The following is an 18,806-nucleotide window of genomic DNA, read 5'->3' as shown; positions in this document are numbered from 1 at the left end:
CCCGCACGACGGCGAATCCGTTGTCGCGCAGCACCTTGAGGTGCTGGGACACGGCGGGCTGGGAGATCCCGAACTCCTTCCGGACGTCCTGGTCAGCTCGCCGACGAGGCGGCTCTGCCGGACGGCCGGGTCGCCGTCCGGCGGGGTCACGGTGATCTCGACGGCGACCAGCATCCGGGCCCTGCCGGACCGCTCGTCCAGTTCGGCGACGGCGGCGTCCAGGATGCGGGCCCTGGTGATCGTCCGCGCCTTCGCGACCTCCCGCTCGAAGGCCGGACGGCCCTGCGCGATCTGCCGGTGCAGGTCGCCGGTGGTGGAGTCCTGCCAGGTCCTCAGGCCGGGCCCGAGCGATCGGTAGTCGAGGGTGTTGAGGTTCTGGACGCCCTGCTCCCCCGCCTCCAGGACGTCGTCGCGCGCACGGGAGTACGCGCGGGCGCCGTCGTGCGCGGCCGAGTACCATGACCGGCCGGCCCAGGCGGCGAACAGCGCGGCGAGGACGAGCAGGGCCGTCGCCGTCCGTCGCGGGGTGTCGTCCGTCCCCCGCAGGGTTCCGTCTGCCATGCGAGCCCCCTCAGACCGAGGTGAGTGCGGTGATCGTCCAGTGGCCGCGGTCGCGGTGCGCGGTCACCGCGAGCTGCGCGGCGGCGGGCGTCCCGTCCGGCCCGCCGGCGCGCGCGGCGGTCTGGTCGAGGAAGACCAGGAGCCGGGCGGTGTCGCCGGTCAGCGAGACGACCCCGGCGCGCACCACGCGGGTGGTGAGCGTGACCCGCTGGGCCGGGGCCTGCCGCCTGACCTGCGCGAAGAGCCGCCGGTACTCGTCCAGCGCCCGGCCGGACAGCTCCGTTCCCGCGGCCCGCTCGGTGGCGGCGAGGTCGTCCGGCGCGTAGCTGAACACCCGGGCGAGGGCCGTGGCCACGTCCCCCAGCACCTCGGTCGTGGCCACGTCGTCCAGGACGGCGGTGTCGCGGGGAGTCTTCCCGCCCCCCGCCAGCCCGTGGTCCCGTGCCGGTCCGGCGGCGAGACGGAGGGCCGGCGCGAGCACGGCGAGCGCGAGCGCGACCGCGAACGGCCCGCGGAGCCCGGGCAGCCGCCTCATCGCGCACCGACCGGGATCGCGGTGAGCGATTCGAGCCTCCAGCCGGACGGCGTGCGGACCGTCCCGGCCTCGAAACGCTTGCGCTGCAACGTGGGCGCGCCGCCCTGCGAGGCCAGCTTCACCTGCACGGACGCGATGACCTTCGCCTTCCCCGCCCGGACGTCGAGCGAGGTGACGGCGGCGCCGGTGACGGTGGCCGCGGCGGTGGTCCGGGACCGGCCGATCCTGGTGCGGTTCCGCGGTTCGTCCCGGGCGAGCTGGTCGTGCAGCGCGCCGGTGGAGGCGTCCCGCCAGGCGCGCAGCCCGGCGTCCACCCGCGCGGGGTCCATCGAGTTGAGCGCGGCGATCTGCTCGCGCACGCTCCGCAGCACGACGTCCCGCGCGCGTTCGGGCCCGCTCCGGGCGTCCGGTTCGTCGTGCCACACCGTCCAGCCCGACCAGGCGAGGAACGCGGCGGCCGCCGCGATCGCCGCCCACCCGGCGAGGCGCCGGCCGCGCCCCCGGGCATCCTGTGCGGTCGCGGTCATTCGCCCGCCCCCTCGACGCCGAGGAGGCCGCCCATGCCGGTGGGGCCGTCTTCGACGCCGGGCAGGGCGAGCGCCCCCGGCAGCGAGGGCGAACCGGCGGAGAGCACCGACCCCGCCTGCGCCGGGGGCGGGACGGGACGTCGCGGTGCGTTGCCCGCGCCGCGCACGTTCACGCCGCTGGACGGCGGCGAGGCGCAGCGGGCGGCCGTGTTGAGCGCCGGGCCGGGCGAGGTGTCGAGGCCGTTGCGGTACTTCGTGCCGCCGTAGCCGCTCACGCAGTCCGGCGGGTCGAAGAACGTCGTGACCATCCCGAAGCGGAGCCTGCCGCCCTGGGCGGCCGACATGCCGGCGGAGACCGCCGCGGGCGCCTTGACCAGGAGCTGCTCCAGGCCGTCGGCCCGGGGTTCCAGCAGATCGGCCGTGGTCAGCAGGTTCGCGACCAGGACGCTGAGGGACGGGTCGAGGTCGCGCACCAGCGCCCGGAACTCGCCCGCCGCTCCCGGCGCGGTCGACACCAGCCTGCGGAAGGCCGGGTCGGACTCGCGGAGCTGCTCGGAGAGGAGCCGCGCGTTGCGGCCGAACGCCTTCAGCGACGCGGCCTCCTGGTTCTGGGTGCGCAGGACGGTCTCGCCGTCGCCGATGAGCGAGGTGGTCGGCCCGGCGTTCTCGTTCGCGGCGCGGGTCAGCGACCGCGTGCCGTCCAGGAGGGCCTGGAGGTCGGGACCCTGCCCGGCGAACGCCTGGCCCAGCTCCCCGACGACCGTCCGCAACGCCTCGGTCGGGACGGACGAGGCGAGCGCGTTCACGCTGGTGAGCAGGTCCGTCACCGGCGCGGGGGTCGCCGTGGAGGAGCGCGGGATCACCGAGCCGGCCGCCAGGTACGGTCCGGCGCCGGTGTCCGGGCGCAGGTCGATGTACTGCTCGCCGATCGCCGAGCGGTTCGCGACGACGGCCCGCGTGCGCGCGGGGATGCGCGGCGCCGACTTCTTGATCTTCAGGTCGGCTAGCACGCCGTCGCCGGTCAGGCGCAGCGCGCCGACCCGCCCGACCGAGGTGCCCCGGTAGGTGACGTCGGCGTTCTCCGCGAGGCCGCCCGCCTCGGCGAGGTCGGCCCGCACGACGTAGTGGTCGCGGTAGCCGACGTACCCGCCGAGGCCGGCGTAGGTGAGGCCGACGTAGCCCACCGCGAGCAGGCCGGCGACGAGGAACACGAGGTTCTTGACCCTGGCGGACGCGGTCAGCATCAGTCCCCCTCGGCGGGCTTGACCGGCGGGACGATCCGGGTCCCCGGGCGGGCCGTGATCTGGAGGTACACGTTCAGGTAGTCGCCCTTCACCGCGGGCAGGACGGCGTCCGTGAACGGGTACGTCGCCAGGACCTGCAGCGCGTTCGGCAGGTCCCGGCCGGCGTCGGAGAGCCTGCGCAGCGTCGGTTCGAGGGCGCGCAGGTCGGCGATCATGTCGTCCCTGCTCCGCCGGACGGTGGTGACCGCCGCGCGCGACAGGTCGTCCAGCGAGCGCAGCATCCGGACGAGCGCCCCGCGCTGCTCGGCCAGCACCGCGAGGCCGGGTTCGATGTCGTCGAGGGCGACGCCGATCTGGTCCCGGCGGCCGCGCAGCGTGGCCGACAGCCGGTTCAGGCCGTCGATGGCGTCGGTGATGCCCTGCCTGTTCGCGTCCAGGGCGCCGACGAGCGTGCGGGCCTGCTCCAGCAGCGACCGGACCCGCGGTTCGTTGCCGCCGAGCGCCCGGTTCAGCTCGACGGTGATCGTCCGGAGCTGGGCGATGCCGCCGCCGTTCAGCAGCATCGACAGCGCGCCGAAGACCTCCTCGACCTCGGCGTTCCGGTTCGTCCGGGACTCCGGGATGACCGCGCCGTCCGCCAGCGCGCCCGCCCCCGCGCCGGGCGGGGTCCCGCCCGGTGGGCCCGCGCCGAGCTGCACGAACTTCTCCCCCAGCAGGCTCGACTGGCGCAGCTCGGCGCGGGCGTCCGCGGGGAGCCGGACGTCGCCGTCGACCTTCATGGTGACCTCGGCCGTCCAGCCGTCCCGGGGCAGCGTCACCTTCACCACCCGCCCGACCGCGACGTCGTTGACCTTCACCGCCGACTGCGGGACGAGGTTCAGCACGTTCGCGAACCGCGCCCGCACCGTGTACGGGTGGTCGCCGAGGTCGGCGCCGCCGGGCAGCGGGAGGTCCGCGGCGCCGGAGAAGCCGCAGCCGCCGAGGGCGGTGCAGGCGAGGGCCGTCCCCACGGCGTTTCGGATGAGGGTGTGCCGGATCATGGTGCCGCCTTCCGGAGACCGGCCGCGGGCAGGGGCGGGGCCAGCTCGCCGAGGTTCTGCCGCCCCATCAGCGACCGCGTCGCCGGGTCGTAGGCGTTGAGGACGTTGGTCGCGTTGAGCGGCTGGACGTCCAGGGCCTCCGCCAGCGACCGGCGCTGCTTCACCAGCAGCCGCGTGATGTCGGCGAGCTTCGCGACGTTCCCGGCGATCTGCCGCCGGTTGTCGTGCACGAACGCCTTGACCCGGGCGAGCGCCTGGGCCAGCGCCCGCAGCGCGGCGTCCAGTTCCTCGCGGTCGTCGGCGAGAAAGCCGGAGACGTCGGCGAGCTGCCGCTCCGCCTCCCTGACCTGCCCGTCGTTCGTCTTCAGCGTCGTCGTGAACGTCTGGAGGCCGCGGATCGTCGCGAACAGGTCCTTCTGCGAGCCGGACAGCGTCCTGGCCGCCTGCGCCATCCGCTCGGTGGTCGTGCGGATGTCGCGCCCGTTGCCGCTCAGGTTCGCCGCGCCCGTTTCGAGGAGCCGCGACAGCGCGCCGTCCTTGTTCAGGCCCTGGGGCCCGAGGTCGCCGGCCAGCTTGCGGATGCTGTCGTAGATCGCGTCCAGCTCCATCGGCGTGGCGGTCCGCTCGACCGGGATCACCGTCCCGGGCGCCATCTTCGGGCCGGACGTGTAGGCGGGAGTGAGCTGGACGTACCGGTCGGCGACCAGGCTCGGCGCCACCGCCACGGCCTTCGCCCCGGCCGGGACGTCCACCCCCCGGTCGACGGTCATGACCGTCCTGACCCGGGTCCCCTCGGCGCGGACCGAGTCGACCGTGCCGACCTTCACGCCGAGGACCCGCACGTCGGAGCCCTGGTAGACGCCGACGGCGGTCTCGAAGTACACGGTGATCCGGGTCCCGCCCGGGTCGTGCAGGGCGACCGGCACGACGGCGGCGACGACCACCGCGAGACCGGCGGCGACCAGCGGGATGCTCAGTCGGCGCAGCATCACCCACCTCCCTTCCCGGGTGGCATGCACCCGTGATTCGGTGCCTTCGCCCCGTACTCCTTCGGGACGAGCCCGCACAGGTAGCCGTCCATCCAGCGCCCGTTGCCGAGCGTGTTGCCGAGGAGCCGCGTGTAGGGGCCGGCCGTCCTCAGCGCCCTGTCGAGGTCGTCCTGGTTCCTGCGCAGCAGGTCCGTGACGCGGCCGAGCGATCGGAGCGTCGGATCGAGCTGCCGCTGGTTGTCGTCGACGAGCCCGGTGAGCTGCTCCGCCAGCGCCTGGGTGCCGGTGAGCAGCGCGTGGATCGCCTCGCGGCGGCGCCGGATCTCGCCGAGCAGCAGGTTCCCGTCGCGCAGCAGCGCCTCGACGTTCGCGCTCTGGCCCGCCATCGTCCCGGTGACCTGCCGGGCGCCCGCCAGCAGCCGCGCGAGCTCGGCGTCCCGCGACGAGATCGTCTTCGACAGCGCGGAGACGCCGTCCAGCGCCCTGCGGACGCTCGGCGCCGTCCCCGCGAACGTCGTGGAGATCGCGTCGAGGCTCGCGGCGAGCCGGGCGGAGTCGATCCGGCCGGTCGTCCCGGCGAGATCCTCGAACGCCCTGGTCACGTCGTAGGGGGAGGTCGTCCGGTCGAGGGGGATGCGGCGGCCCGGGTCCTGCGGGCGGGCGCCGAGCGGGTCGAGGGCGAGGAACTTGTCGCCGAGCAGCGTCTTGATCGCGATGGCGGCGGTGCTGGCGTCCCCGATCCAGGCGCGGCGCACCCGGAACGCGACGGCGACCTTCGCGCCGTCCAGCCGGACCCCGGTGACCTCGCCGACCTTCACCCCCGCGACGCGGACCTCGTTGCCGGGACGCAGCCCGGCGGCCTCGCCGAACTCGGCGGTGTAGCGGGTGCCGCCGCCGATCACCGGCAGGTCCCCGGCGTTGAACGCCAGCAGGACCAGCGCGCTGATCAGCGTGAGCGACACGACCGCGACGGCGACCGGGTTCCGCTCCCGGACGGGCCGCAGCCGAGGCCGCCGGCCTTCGGCGTGCCGTCTGTTCGTCATGCGCCGCACCTTTCGGCCGTGAGCGGGACACCGGTGGGCGGCGGATGCTCCTCGCCCGGGTACTGCCGGTAGGCGGCGCCGCCGAGGTCGGCCTGGCAGAGGTAGAGGTTCATCCACGACCCGTAGGAGGCGATGCGCCCGATCGCGGTCATCTTCACCGGCAGCAGCCGCAGGAACGACTCGACCTTCGGGGAGTCGTCCGACAGGTTCCGCGACAGCCGCCCGAGCTGGGCGATGTCTCGCCTGAGCGGTTCGCGGCCGTCGCGCAGCAGGCCGGTGGCGGTGCTCGCGAGGTCGTCCAGCGCGCCGATCGCCGCGCCGATCGACGTGCGGTCGGCGGCCAGCCCGGACACGAGCCTCCGCAGCGTCCCGACCAGGTTCCCGAGGTGGTCGCCGCGCGCGTTGACCGTGTCGAGGACGGCGTTCAGGTTGTCGACGACCTGCCCGATGACCTGGTCCTTGTCGGCGATTCCGCGCGTCAGCGACCCGACCGCCGACAGCAGGCCCTCGACCGTCCCGCCCTCGCCCTGGAGCACCTGCACGATCGACCCGGCGAGCCGGTTCACGTCCTGCGGCGACAGTGCCTGGAACAGCGGCTGGAACCCGTTGAACAGCTGCGTCAGGTTCAGTGCGGGCGCCGTCCGCTCGACGGGGATGGTGGCGCCGGGCCGCAGCGTCCCGCCGGTCCCGGCGCCCCGTCCCAGCTCGACGTACCGCTGCCCGATCAGGTTCAGGTACTTGATCGTGGCGGTGGACGAGGCGGGCAGCCGGCGCCCGCGCTCGACGGAGAACGAGACCAGCGCGACGCGGCGGTCCACGACCTCGATGCCGCCGATCCGGCCGACCTCGACGCCCGCGATCCGGACGCCGTCGCCCTCGCGGAGCCCGGACGCGTCGGTGAAGCGCGCCCGGTAGGTGACGGCGTCGCCGCCGCCGGACCCGGTGATGCTGAGGGCGAGCATCGCGGTCGCCACCACGGTCACCACGACGAAGGCCAGCGACTTGACCAGCGGCTTCGCCAGGCCCCGTTTCCCTCGCGCCGTCCGGTTCACTTGAGCCTCACCTCCGTGCCCCGGTAGACGGGCCCGACGAGGACGCTGCTCCAGTCGGGCAGCGCCTCCGGAACCTCCTGGAGCCCGGGGGCGAGCAGCTCGTTGACGAGGCGGTTCTCCTCGGGCGAGTTCGGCAGGCCGAGCGCGCCCGGCGCCACCGCGACGGGCGTCGCCGCATCGACCGGCGCCGACCTCGGGACGGCGGTCCCGCCCACCGGATAGCAGTGCGGGCCGCCCTTGTCGGTGTAGCGCGGACGGTCCCTGCCCGGGACGTAGCGGCCCTTGGACGGCAGCGTCGTGACGTCCACATGCAGGCCGGGCCGGTCGGTGCCCTTGCCGAGCACCTTGTCCATCACGGGGACGAAGTCGGTCAGCATCCGCAGCGTGCACGGGTACTCGGGCGAGTACCTGCTCAGCAGTTCGAGCGTCGGGCGGCTCGCCGCCGACAGCCGGATGACGTTGCCGGAGTTCTCGTGCAGGAAGTGGGCCAGGTCCTGGGAGGCGTCCGTGACCGACGCGTACAGCCGCGCGAGGTCGTCGCGCTGCTCGACCAGCGACCGGCTCGTGGAGGCGAAGTCGTGGAGGGCCTGGAGGATGTCGGGCGCGGCCTCGGTGTAGTCGCGGCTCACCTCGACGAGCAGCCTGAGGTCGCGGTTGAGGGCCGGCACGCTCGGGTTGATCTTCTTGAGGTAGGAGTCCAGCTCGGCGATCGTCCGGCCGAGGTCGGCGCCGCGGCCGTCCAGCGCCTGGGACACGGCGGTGAGCGTCGCCGCCAGCTCCGCCGGCCGGACGGCCGTGAGCAGCGGGTACAGGGTGTCCATCACCTGCTGGAGCTCGATCGCGTTCGCCGACCGGTCCTGGCTGATGACGCTCCCGCCGGTGAGCCGTTCGGGGGAGGGCCGCGCGGGCGGGACGAGCGCGACGAACCGCGCCCCGAACAGCGTCGTCGGCAGGAGCTGGGCCGACACGTTGCGCGGCAGCAGCCGCACCTTGTCCGGCCGGATCGCCAGCCTGAGCGTCGCGACGCCGCCGTCCGAGGAGATCTCGCGGACCTCGCCGACGACCACGCCGCGCAGCTTCACGTCCGCGTGCGGGCGCATCTCGCTGCCCGCGCTCGCCGTCCGCAGCGTCACCCAGGCGACGTCGGTGAACTTCTTGCCGTAGACGGCGACCGACAGCCAGACCAGCAGCACCGGCACCAGCAGGAACGCCACCCCCGCGAGCCGCCGGCCGAGGACCCCGCCGCGGGCGTTCACCCGGCCACCTTCACCGTCGTGCCGGCGCCCCAGAGCGCGAGGCTGAAGAAGAAGTCGCTGACGCTGATCAGGACGATGGACGTGCGGACCGCGCGGCCGACGGCGCGCCCCACCCCGGCCGGTCCCCCGGCCGCGCGGTAGCCGTAGTAGCAGTGCGACAGGATCACCAGGACGCTGAACACCAGCACCTTGACGAACGACAGGACGACGTCCGCCGGCGCCAGGAACAGCCGGAAGTAGTGGTCGTAGGTGCCCGCCGACTGCCCGTTGAACACCACCGTGACCTCCCGGGACGCCAGGTAGGCGCACAGCAGGCCGATGGCGTACAGCGGGACGATCGCGACGGCGCCCGCGACGATCCGCGTCGTCACCAGGTACGGCAGCGACGGGATGCCCATGACCTCCAGGGCGTCCACCTCGTCGCTGATGCGCATGGCGCCGAGCTGCGCGGTGAACCCCGCGCCGACCGTCGCCGACAGCGCCAGGCCCGACACCACCGGGGCGATCTCGCGGGTGTTGATGTAGGCGGACGCGAACCCGGTGAACGCCGAGGTCCCGATCTGCTGGAGGGCCGAGTAGCCCTGCATGCCGACGACGACGCCGGTCGCGAGGGTCATCGCGACCATCACGCCGATCGTCCCGCCGATCACGCCGAGGCCGCCGCTGCCGAACGCGACCTCGGAGAGCAGCCGCTGCACCTCCCTGCGGTAGCGGTGGACGGCGCGCGGCGTCCACAGCAGCGCCCGGACGTAGAAGACGCCCTGGTCGCCGGGCCGGTCCAGCCACGCGAACCACCCGGCGGGGTTCGCTCCGATCACGGCCATCGCTCAGCCTCCCTTCGGCGGGACGACCTGGAGGTAGATCCCGGTGATCACGAGGTTGAGCAGGAACAGCAGCAGGAACGTGATGACGACCGACTGGTTCACCACGTCGCCGACGCCCTTCGGGCCGCCCCTCGGGTTCAGGCCCCGGTGGGCCGCGACGATCCCGGCGACGAAGCCGAACAGCAGCGCCTTCGCCTCGCCGACGTAGAGGTCGGGGAGCTGGGCGAGGGCGGAGAAGCTCGCGACGTACGCGCCGGGCGTCCCGCCCTGCATCATGACGTTGAAGTAGTAGCCGCCCGCGACGCCGACGACCGAGACGAGCCCGTTCAGCAGGAAGGCGACGGCGACGCACGCGAGGACGCGCGGGACGACGAGCCGCTGGACGGGCGAGACGCCGAGCACCTCCATCGCGTCCAGCTCCTCGCGGATCGTCCGGGCGCCGATGTCCGCGCAGATCGTCGAGCCCGCCACCCCCGACACCAGCAGCGCCACGATCATCGGGCTGGCCTGCTGGATCACCACCAGGACGCTGGCGGCGCCGGTGAACGACTGCGCGCCGAACTGCTGGGTGAGGGAGCCGACCTGCAGCGACGTCACCGCGCCGAACGGGATCGACACGAGCGCCGTCGGCAGGATCGTCACGCTGGCGATGAACCAGAACTGCTCGACGAACTCGCGGACCTGGAAGGGCCGCCGGAACGCCATGCCGGACACGGTGGCGCCGAGCGCGAACATCCGGCCCGCCTCGCGCAGCGCGCTCAGCGGATACGTGGCCAGGGGCGCCGTCATCCGGCGGCTCCTGCCCGCGTGAAGGCCGCCGGAGCCCCCGGGTCCTGGCGCGGCGTCATCTCTTGCACGCCGGCGCCTTGGCGAACGCCGCGGCCAGCTGCGGGTTCTTCCGGAGGTCCTGCTCGGGCCCCTGGTAGCCGCTGTACTGCCCGAACGCCTTGCCCATCTGGTCGACGGCCCGTTGCAGCGACCGCCTGTCGGTCACGTTCGCCCGCTCGAGGTTCTTGGACGCGGTCGTGACGGTCGAGTGCGTGCGGGTGAGGTTGTTCATCGTGGTGGAGAACACGGCCTCGCCGTTGTCGACGGGCGGTGCGCCGAGCCCCGACAGCCTCGTCTCCAGCGTCCGCATCCGGTCGGAGATGCCGTCGAGGAGCTGGACGAGCGACGCCTTGGACTTCAGCACGCTCGCGCTGTCCAGCTTCGGCGCCCGCATCGGGGCGCTCTGGGTGAGGACGCCGCAGGCCCTGCCCGCCCAGGCGACCTCGGGGCCGTCCTTCTTCTCCGAGCCGCATCCGGCCGCGGACAGGGCGGCCACCGAGGCCAGCGCCGCGAGGGCGAAGGATCGCCGAACCATGGTTGTCTCCTTCTCGGGGGTGGGTGACCGTGCCGGCGGTCGCGGGGTCGGGGTCAGCAGTTGGAGGCGGCGGGCTTCCCGGCGAACCGGTCGGCCAGGAACGCCATCGCGTCGTCGTTGCCGCGGTAGACGAGGGTGATGTGGCTGACGCCGTCCCACGTCTTCCAGGTGACGGGGACGCCGAGCTTGCAGTAGTCGTCCCGGAGCTGCTTGGCCTGCCCGTACGCGACGATCTCGTCGGAGACCGAGTGGTACTGGAAGACGGGGACCTTCACGGGCTCGCCGCCCAGCTGGTTCTCCGCGACGCGGTCCAGCCAGGCCTCGGTCGCGAACGGGCTGGTGGTGAAGTAGTCGGGGATCGTCTTGCCCCTGTAGTCGAGCAGCAGCTCCAGCGTGCAGGCGCCGCCCTCCAGGCCGTCGACCATGGCGCGGCCCGCGTCGTTGAGGTAGGACGCGAGGTCCAGCTCCGGGTAGGCGTGGTCCATGCCGACCATCGAGTAGAGCAGGAAGCCGAACGGGTCCCGGCCCTCCAGCGGCAGGCCCACGGCGGCCAGGTCGGACGGCACGCCGCCGCCGACCACGCCCGCGAGCTTCAGCTCCGGCGCGTACTCCGGCTGCTTCTGCCCCGCCCACATCGCGGCCGCGCCGCCCTGCGAGTAGCCGCGGAACGCGACCCGCGCGTCCTTCGCCAGGCCCGACTCGGGGAGCCGCTGCGCCGCGCGGACCGCGTCGATGACGGAGTAGCCCATGGAGTCGACCACGTAGGTGGTCGCCGGGTTCTCGTGGTAGCCCTCGTAGTCGGTGACGGCGACCGCGTAGCCCTTCCCGAGCATCTCGTTCAGCGCCGCCTGCTCGTAGAAGGCGCCCTGGTCGATGAACCTGGACGGCGCGCAGCGGAACGCTGGGCCGCTGGTGCCGGGACCGAACCCCACGATCGGCGCCTTCGCCGGGTCCGCCTTCTTCGGCACGAGGACGATCCCGGTGACGGCGACGGGCTTGCCGAGCGCGCCGGTCGACAGGTACATGACCTGCCAGGCGTCCGCGAGGGAGCGCGCGGCCGGCGGGCCCGCCTTGGCCGGGCGCGCCCGGATGACGTCGCCCGGGGAGCCGGACGGCAGCGGCGAGGGCGGGGTGTAGAAGGCGTCCCCGGCGGGACCGAGATCGGTCGCCGGGGCCGCCGAGGCGGGCGCGGAGGACGCCGGGACGGCGCAGAGCGCGGCCAGCAGCGCGGCGGCCAGGGCCACGAGCGCCGCTAGCCGGTGGTGGTGGTTCGGCATCGCCTGCTCCTAGCTCGTCTTCTTCGGGGTGAGCGTCACGGTGACCGCGTTGCCGGGGCCGGCGAGGGAGGAGCCGAGGACGCCGGTGAGCGCGCCGCAGCCGTCGATCGGCGGCAGCTCGTAGGCGCCGGCCAGCGCGCCGCCCGCCTTCGGGTCGAACCCGGCGGCGGAGGTCAGCGTGAGGCCGGTCGGACGGGACGTCCGGCACGCCTCGCCGCCTCCGACGGGCAGGAAGCCGAACACCGTGAACGCGGGGAAGCGCGCGGTCACCTTCGAGACGGTGGTGAGGACGCCGTCCTTGTAGGTCCCGGTCGTCCCGCCCTCGGCGGCGAACACGACGTCGGCCGTCACGGGCAGGAAGCCGAGCATCTGGAACCGGGCCTTGGACGGGTCCAGCGTGAGGCCGCCGGTGACCGCGCCGCCGTCGATCTTCGCGTCGAGGGCGCCGGTCAGCGGGATCGTCCCGCCGGACGCCCTGATCGTGGAAGAGCCCTGGAGCGTGTAGGAGTACGGCGCGGCCCCCGGGCCGCCGTCCTCGTCCACGATCTCGAAGGAGGCGAGGACGGCGTCCTGCCCCGGGTCCTGCGTGCACTCGGACTCGAACGTGCCGAGCCCGGAGGCGCCGCCGTCGTCCGTCCGCGGGGTCAGGGTCAGGACGAGGTCCCCCACGGTGACCTTGCCGGGCCCGGCCTTCGTGAACGTCAGGTCGGGCGCCGCGCCGCGCCCCTTCACGGTGAAGCCGCCGGACGCCGGGATCGGCGTCCCGTCCAGCGCGGAGTCGACCTCGACGGGCAGGCCGTCCGGCGTCTCGGGGACGGTCAGCGTCGCGTCGGCCAGCGCGTGGCCCTGCAGGGTCGTCGCGTACAGGGCCCGCAGGCCCCGCGCGGACTCCGCGCTCACCGTCGAGACCGAGTCGACGGTGATGCCCGGCATGACCTCGCCGACCTCGACCCGGGCGGGGACGTTCGCGCTGAGCTCCACGTGCACCGGCTGGGGCCCGAGGAGCGGGAACGTGCAGTGGTAGTCGAGCCCGAGGGTGGCCGGGCCCGCCGCGGCGGGGCCCGCGCCGGCGAGGCCCGACGCCAGCAGCGCGGCGGCCAGGGCCAGCGCGGCGCCCGTTCTCTTCTTCTTCGTCACCTGTCGACCTCGCCTCGTCTGGGAGGGGCCCCCGCCGTGTCCGGCTGCGCCGCGTCCGCGGCACGCCGCGTTCGCGGCGCGGCGGCGGGGGCCCGCCCTGGTTGACCGTCAGCTCACCGCCGCCGTCACGCCTTGGGCGTGAGGGTCAGGTCGATGGTGTTGCCGTCACCGGCGGTGAAGAGGTTGAGGATGCCGGTCAGCGGCCCGCACTGGTCGATCGACGAGAGCGCGTACCGTCCGCTGATCTTGCCGCCGACGCCCGGGTCGAAGAACTCGCCCGCGGGCGACTGGAGCCGGATGTCGGAGGGCTCGGTGGTCTGGCAGTTCTCACCGCCGCCGATCGGGATGGCGCCGAACACGTTGAACGACGACAGCTTGGTGATGACCTTGCTGTTGGTCGTGAGCTGGCCGTCCTTGTAGAGGCCGGTGGTCGGGCCCTGCGTGACGAGGCCGATGTCGGCGGTCACCGGCAGGAAGCCGAGGATCTGGAAGTTGCCCTTGGTCGGGGCGAGCTTCAGGTCCGCGGTGACGGCGCCGGTGTCCAGGTTCAGGTCGGCGCCGACGGAACCGGTCAGGGGCGCCTTGCCGTTCGGCGCCTTCACGAACGTCTCACCGGAGAGGGTGAAGTCGTAGTGCTCACCGCCGGTGGGAGTCGGGGTGGGCGTGGGGGTCGGGGTGGGAGTGGGGGTCGGAGTCGGCGTGGGAGTGGGGGTGGGCGTCGGGGTCGGCGTGGGGGTCGGCGTGGGAGTGGGAGTCGGCGTCGGGGTCGGGGTGGGCGTCGGCGTGGGGGTGCCGCCGTCGGTGATGGTGAAGTGGGCGAACGGCTCGTCCTGGCCCGGGTCCTTGGTGCAGGTCACGTCCTTGCCGCCGGCCCAGACCTCGGTGCCGTCGGCCTTCTTCGGGTTGATGTGCTGCGTCAGCCCGACGATCGTGATCTTGCCTTCGCCGGTCTGGCTGAACACCAGCTGCGGCGCGTCGCCCTCGGCGACCAGGTCCCAGGTCGCCCCGGCCTGCTGCGGGATGTCGACCTTGTTGATGACGACGTCCGTCGCGACCGGCAGGTTCGGGTCCTCGGGCACCGACACGACCGAGTCGGCGGAGGCCGTGCCCTCCAGCGTGACGGCCTTCACCGCGCGCAGGCCGTTGGTGATGGTCCCGGTGATGTGCGCCGTCGACTTGATATGGAAGGGCGGCGACAGCTCCCCGACCTTGATGCTGGACGGGAAGTCGCTGTCGATGTCGACCGTGAGCGGCTGGTTGCCGATCAGCGGGAAGACGCAGTGGAAGTTCAGCGTCTGGTGGATCGGGTCCGCCAGGGCGGGGCCGGCGCCGACGACGCCGAGCAGGGAGAGGCCGAGGCCCCCGATGGCCGCGGTCGCGAGGCCCTTGGCCGTGCGCCGCTTGCGCGTACCGAGCTTGTCGTCCAACTTTCTGCCTTTCGTCCGGAACCAGATTTCCCGTACGTTTCGAGGCGGTAAATTACCGGCCTCCGGCACCCGGGTCTTCGCGGTCGACTGACAAAATCAAAGGGGTTCACGCTCACCGTTCAACGGCTTTTCAAAAGTGCGGCCACTTGAGCACGATCTGACATTTTTCGAGCTTTTCGAGGGCAGCGTCAGATCACCGGACGACAGCGTTTCCGCACTTTGTCATCCGGTGCTCGAATCACCGGCGCGAACGGATCAGAGGTGCTGGTAGGTGGTGTAGTCGGAGGCGAAGTCGTTGTCTTTCAGGAAGTTGGTGAAGCTCATCGTGATCGTGGCGTCGAGGCCCTCGACGTAGTGCCACCACCCGATCGGGATGAACAGCAGCTCACCGGGGGCGAGCGTGCACTCCAGCACCTGCGCCCCGCGCATGGCCGGGAACCTGTCGTAGTCGACGTCGCTCCCGTCGACCTCCGAGTAGCAGTGCAGGGTGTTGTAGACGTGGGCGGTGTCGTGCATCGGCACCATCCTGACCCTCTTGCGGCCCATCACCTGCGCCATGAAGTTGTTGGTCAGGTCGTGGTGATAGGGCGTCTTCGTGCCGGGCGGGCCGAGCCAGAAGAAACTGCGGCCCTTGACCTCGCCGCCGTCCAGGTACTCGGAGACCGGGTCGATGTCGTCCCACAGGACGTCCAGCGCCCGCTGGTTTCGGGACGCGTTGTTGGCCGTCATGTAGAAGTCGTTGGTCGTCCCGGCCGCCTCGACCATGTCGACGTACTCGCGGAACGGCATGAGCCGCTTGTGCCGCGGCCCGTTGATCTCGTAGTTCTCGTCGGACTCGCGGCCGAACTGCACCTCGACCTCGTTGCCGCCGCACGTCGCGCGCAGGTAGTCGAAGTCCCACTTCGTGAGCGCGGGCCACGACTTGAGCATTCCGGTGATGATGACGGGGCGGTTCTGGAAGTAGTACTCCTCGAAGAACTCGTCCCGGGAGAGGCGCTCCCTCCGGACGATTTCGCCGCCGTCCGCGCGCATCCGGGCGAGCCGCCCGTAGACGGTCAGCGTCCACTCGCGCTTGCGGAGCCGGTTGGCGACGCGGGTCGCGCCCAGCACGTACGGGCTCGCCAGCGCGCCGGCCACCTCCCGGGCGGCCTCCTCCTCGGTGAACCCGTTGCTCGCCAGCGCCGCGCGGATCACCTCCGGCGGGTTGCCGAGCAGCAGGTTCTCGGCGATCCAGCGGCGCCACTGGTCCTTCGGTCGGGTGGTGGTCACGGCGTTCCTCCGTGGTTCGGTGAGCAGGCGTTGTGATGAGCAGGCGTTGCGGTGGGCGGGCACGTCGTTCAGCCGGCGGGGCGCGGGGCGGTGCGCGCGGGGGCGGGGACGACCGGCGGGCAGCTGATGTCGGCGTCCGGGATGCAGGTGGCGCCCAGGGTGACGCGCAGCAGGTTCCCCGGGCCGGAGACGGCGCCGTCGAACAGCGGGCCGAGGTCCTCGACGGCCCCGCAGCCGGTGAAGCGCGGGATGCGGAACGAGCCGTCGAGCATCCCGCCTTCCAGGACGCTGGTCATCTCGCCCTTGAGGACGATGTCGGCGTCGGCGGCGGTGCGGCAGTTCCCGCCGACGTCCAGCGGCGTCCCGTTGACGGAGACGTCCGAGATGCGGATCGACATCCGCATGTGGGCGCTGACGGACTGGACGCCGGTCTGCATGTCGCTGACGGCCTCGAACGTCCCGTAGTCCTCGCCCGGCCCGAGGGGGCGCTGCGTCATCTCCATCGTCGCGGTCGTCGGCATGAACCCGAAGGTCAGGAACGTCGACCGCGACCGCAGCGGCGAGACGAACCGCTGCCGGACGGAGGCGCCGGTGTCGGTGAGCGCGTAGACGACATTGGTGAGGGCGGGGCGGCCGAACTCCGGATCGTTCAGGATCGCGGCGCCCTTGAGCTTGGCGACGTTGGAGAACCCCGACAGGTAGACGCAGCCGGGGTACCAGTCATCGGTGGGCCCGGTGAACCTCCCGCACTCGGCCGGGGTCTCGCCGGGCGCCGCGGCAGCCCGCTTCCCTGTCTTCGGCGGCGCGGTCTTCGGCGGCGCGGGCGTCGCCGGGGCCTCGCCGGCGGGGACGGGCACCGTGGCGAGGACGTGCTCCGCCGTCGGCTCGCACCCGATGGTGATCGCCGGTTTCGCGTCCTCGGGGACGCCGCCGTGGGCGTCGCGCGGGCCGAGCTCCAGCGTCAGGTCCCCGGCGGTGAACGTGAGGTCGCCGGTCCCGGCGGGCGTGACCGGCGGGACGTCCCCGGACGCCGCCAGGACCAGGTCGGCGCCGTCCGCGACCGGGGTGGCGGGCGTGGCGAGTCCCGGCCAGGCCGCCGGGGCGGACCGGCCGTCCTGCCGCACGGACACGCCGAGCTCCGCGGTCCCGGCGACGGAGGCGCCGCCGAGCGCGCTCACCTCGGGCACCGCGGCCTTCGGGATCGTCACCGCGACCGTGACCCGGCCCGGCCGCACGGGTCGTCCGGCCGTTCCCGTCGCGGGGAACGCGCCCCGCACCCGGACGCCGACCTCCCGCGACGTCCCGGACGGCAGGCGGCACGCGTAGGTCAGGGCGGCGTCCGCCTCCTGCGCCCGCGCCGCACCGCCTGGCAGGGATCCGGTCACGAGCGCGCCCAGCCCGACGGCCGTCACGGCGCCGAGCCTCCAGCGGGCGGGGGTCCTCATCGTCGATCACCTCTCCTGGGACTGCTGCGGACGTGCGGGCCGGCGCGAGGTCACGTCCACCCGGGAAGCCACAGGCGGGCCTGCCGGCCGGCCTCCGGAAGGGGCTGGCCTGTGAGGATCGGCAGGAGGTAGGCCAGGTTCACCGCCACGAGCGCGAGGTAGGCGGCCCCGGCGGCGCCGAGCAGCAGGCGCGGCACGGGCCGCTCCCGGTGCGGGGCGGAGACGCCGTCGAAGAGCAGGACGATCGCGAGGATCGCGAACGGCAGCATCGGCAGCGCGTAGGTGGAGTACATCGTCCGGCCGGCGAGCGCGGCGGGGAACCAGGGCAGCCAGCTCGCGAGGTAGCCGCCCACGACCGCCGCGGCCCGCCGGTCGCGCGCCGCGAAGGCGCAGACCACCATGCCGAGCAGCGCGACGATGGAGAACCACCAGAGCGCAGGCGTGCCGAGGTGGGAGATCTCGCTGACGCACTTCGCGGCGCCGCAGCCGTCCCGTCCCTGCGGTACGGAGGTGCGCCACATGACGGCCGGATGTCCGAGGACGGGCCACTGCCAGGGCCACGACTGGCCGGGGTTCGGCTGCGTCACGCCGCCGTGGAAGTCCAGAGTCATCGCGTGGTAGTGCCACAGCGACCGCAGCGGATCGAGGAACGACGGCCACAGGCCGCTCGGATGCGCCTCGGCCCAGCGCCGCTGGAACCCCGGGACGTTCTGGCCGAAGAGGGCCTTCTGCAGCGGCGTCCCTGAGACGAACCAGCCCCACCAACTAGCCAGGTAGACGACCCCGGCGACGGCCCACACCTGGACCAGCGAGGGCAGGAGGTCGAGCCTGGCCATGCCACGCCACGGCCGGACGGCTCCGGTGTCCTTGCGCGCTTTCCCGTCCCAGATCAGCGCCAGCGCCCAGAAGAACACGAGCACGGAGGCGCCGGACCATTTCGTCGCGCAGGCGAGACCGAAACAGACCCCGCCCGCCAAGCGCCACCCATGCCAGACGAACGGCCCGCCAAGCCCCCCGCTATCGGAACGCGCGGCCAGGGCCTCCCGCGTCCTGTCCCGATCGGCGATGAGGCAGCCGAACCCGGCCAGCACCCACACGAGCAGGAAGATGTCGAGCATGGACGCGCGGCTGGACACCAGCCACGAGCCGTCCAGTGCGAGCAGCAGCCCGGCCGCGCAGCCGAGAACGGTCGAGCCGGTCAGCCGCCGCGCGATGCGGGCCAGCATCAGCACCGCCAGCACCCCCGCCGCACCCGCCGCGCACCGGTAACCGAACGGGCCGGATCCGAAGAGCGCCATCCCGGCGGCGATGAGCCACTTCCCGAGCGGCGGATGCGCGGCCCACTCGCCGCCGCCCGCGAGCCCCGCCGCGGGATGCCCGGCGATGAAGAAGGAGTCGGCGTACTCGCCGTTCGGCCCGCCGCGCCAGTTGTGCTCGACCCCGTAGTGCAGGAACGCCCAGGCGTCCTTGGCGTAGTACGTCTCGTCCCACACGAGGGCGTGAGGGGCGCCGAGCCGGTGGAACACCAGGAACCCGGCGAACGCCGCGACGAGCAGCGGCCCGGCCCAGCCCCACGCGGACGCGCGCCGACCGGCCGGCGCGCCGGCCGCGGACGCCGGTTCTTCCACCGCTACGGAGGCGGTCAAGGTGCTCCCCTTCGCTAAGGCGTGGACGGGGAGAAGAACCGTAATGAGCGGCGCACCACCGGATGAACCAAGTCCGCGACGAAGAAAGGGCGGCGATTACTCACCTCTGTGAGTTTTCTAACGTCCCGCTCCGGAAACCCGAATGCCGTTATAGAAGCGAACGACAACTTC

17 protein-coding genes and 1 pseudogene are annotated in these 18,806 nt (G+C 73.1%); all 18 read right to left on the bottom strand.

Annotated elements, in window-relative coordinates:
- Positions 1-85, bottom strand: a pseudogene (locus tag AB0C69_RS04555) (ArsR family transcriptional regulator); the annotation flags it as partial.
- A gap of 486 nt (positions 86-571) precedes the next feature.
- The gene (locus tag AB0C69_RS04550) at positions 572-1,096 is read right to left on the bottom strand and encodes a hypothetical protein (RefSeq protein ID WP_360349710.1); all 525 of its coding nucleotides are present in this window, start codon (positions 1,094-1,096) and stop codon (positions 572-574) included.
- Entirely contained in the window at positions 1,093-1,623 is a 531-nt protein-coding gene (locus AB0C69_RS04545; RefSeq protein ID WP_360349707.1) for a hypothetical protein, read from the bottom strand. Before AB0C69_RS04545 ends, AB0C69_RS04550 begins: the two co-directional genes overlap by 4 nt.
- Positions 1,620-2,867: an MlaD family protein gene (locus AB0C69_RS04540; RefSeq protein ID WP_360349704.1), complete on the bottom strand. Its 1,248-nt coding sequence runs from the start codon at positions 2,865-2,867 to the stop codon at positions 1,620-1,622. Before AB0C69_RS04540 ends, AB0C69_RS04545 begins: the two co-directional genes overlap by 4 nt.
- Positions 2,867-3,907 carry an MCE family protein gene (locus tag AB0C69_RS04535; RefSeq protein WP_360349701.1) on the bottom strand — a complete coding sequence of 347 codons (1,041 nt, stop codon included), beginning with the start codon at positions 3,905-3,907 and terminating at the stop codon, positions 2,867-2,869. The genes AB0C69_RS04540 and AB0C69_RS04535 overlap by 1 nt, the downstream gene beginning before the upstream one ends.
- Complete coding sequence (locus AB0C69_RS04530; protein WP_360349698.1) at positions 3,904-4,896, bottom strand: MCE family protein; 993 nt, start codon at positions 4,894-4,896, stop codon at positions 3,904-3,906. Before AB0C69_RS04530 ends, AB0C69_RS04535 begins: the two co-directional genes overlap by 4 nt.
- Entirely contained in the window at positions 4,896-5,939 is a 1,044-nt protein-coding gene (locus AB0C69_RS04525; protein ID WP_360349695.1) for an MCE family protein, read from the bottom strand. Before AB0C69_RS04525 ends, AB0C69_RS04530 begins: the two co-directional genes overlap by 1 nt.
- On the bottom strand, positions 5,936-6,991 hold the full coding sequence (locus AB0C69_RS04520) for an MCE family protein (protein WP_353831989.1): 1,056 nt from the start codon (positions 6,989-6,991) through the stop codon (positions 5,936-5,938). Before AB0C69_RS04520 ends, AB0C69_RS04525 begins: the two co-directional genes overlap by 4 nt.
- Positions 6,988-8,247: an MCE family protein gene (locus AB0C69_RS04515; RefSeq protein ID WP_345177905.1), complete on the bottom strand. Its 1,260-nt coding sequence runs from the start codon at positions 8,245-8,247 to the stop codon at positions 6,988-6,990. Before AB0C69_RS04515 ends, AB0C69_RS04520 begins: the two co-directional genes overlap by 4 nt.
- Positions 8,244-9,071, bottom strand: coding sequence for an ABC transporter permease (locus AB0C69_RS04510; RefSeq protein WP_360349691.1), 828 nt, complete (start codon positions 9,069-9,071; stop codon positions 8,244-8,246). The genes AB0C69_RS04515 and AB0C69_RS04510 overlap by 4 nt, the downstream gene beginning before the upstream one ends.
- Positions 9,072-9,074: 3 nt before the next feature.
- On the bottom strand, positions 9,075-9,860 hold the full coding sequence (locus tag AB0C69_RS04505; protein ID WP_353831991.1) for an ABC transporter permease: 786 nt from the start codon (positions 9,858-9,860) through the stop codon (positions 9,075-9,077).
- A 55-nt stretch (positions 9,861-9,915) separates the two neighbouring features.
- Positions 9,916-10,434 carry a hypothetical protein gene (locus tag AB0C69_RS04500; protein ID WP_360349688.1) on the bottom strand — a complete coding sequence of 173 codons (519 nt, stop codon included), beginning with the start codon at positions 10,432-10,434 and terminating at the stop codon, positions 9,916-9,918.
- A gap of 53 nt (positions 10,435-10,487) precedes the next feature.
- Entirely contained in the window at positions 10,488-11,711 is a 1,224-nt protein-coding gene (locus AB0C69_RS04495) for a lipase family protein (protein ID WP_360349685.1), read from the bottom strand.
- Positions 11,712-11,720: 9 nt separating this feature from the next.
- Complete coding sequence (locus AB0C69_RS04490) at positions 11,721-12,848, bottom strand: DUF6801 domain-containing protein (protein WP_360349682.1); 1,128 nt, start codon at positions 12,846-12,848, stop codon at positions 11,721-11,723.
- Positions 12,849-12,973: 125 nt separating this feature from the next.
- Entirely contained in the window at positions 12,974-14,275 is a 1,302-nt protein-coding gene (locus AB0C69_RS04485) for a DUF6801 domain-containing protein (protein WP_360349679.1), read from the bottom strand.
- A gap of 255 nt (positions 14,276-14,530) precedes the next feature.
- Complete coding sequence (locus AB0C69_RS04480) at positions 14,531-15,544, bottom strand: cupin-like domain-containing protein (RefSeq protein WP_360349676.1); 1,014 nt, start codon at positions 15,542-15,544, stop codon at positions 14,531-14,533.
- Positions 15,545-15,612: 68 nt separating this feature from the next.
- Complete coding sequence (locus AB0C69_RS04475; protein WP_360349673.1) at positions 15,613-16,989, bottom strand: DUF6801 domain-containing protein; 1,377 nt, start codon at positions 16,987-16,989, stop codon at positions 15,613-15,615.
- Positions 16,990-17,039: 50 nt separating this feature from the next.
- Positions 17,040-18,635: a phospholipid carrier-dependent glycosyltransferase gene (locus tag AB0C69_RS04470; protein WP_360349670.1), complete on the bottom strand. Its 1,596-nt coding sequence runs from the start codon at positions 18,633-18,635 to the stop codon at positions 17,040-17,042.
- Between the last annotated feature and the right edge of the window lie 171 nt (positions 18,636-18,806).

Origin of the sequence: Actinomadura sp. NPDC048032 (genome assembly GCF_040653175.1) — a bacterium.
In the GTDB taxonomy this organism is placed as follows: domain Bacteria; phylum Actinomycetota; class Actinomycetes; order Streptosporangiales; family Streptosporangiaceae; genus Spirillospora; species Spirillospora verrucosospora.
The sequence above is the reverse complement of the archived record's forward strand: the minus strand, read 5'-3'. Positions and strand labels throughout refer to the sequence as shown.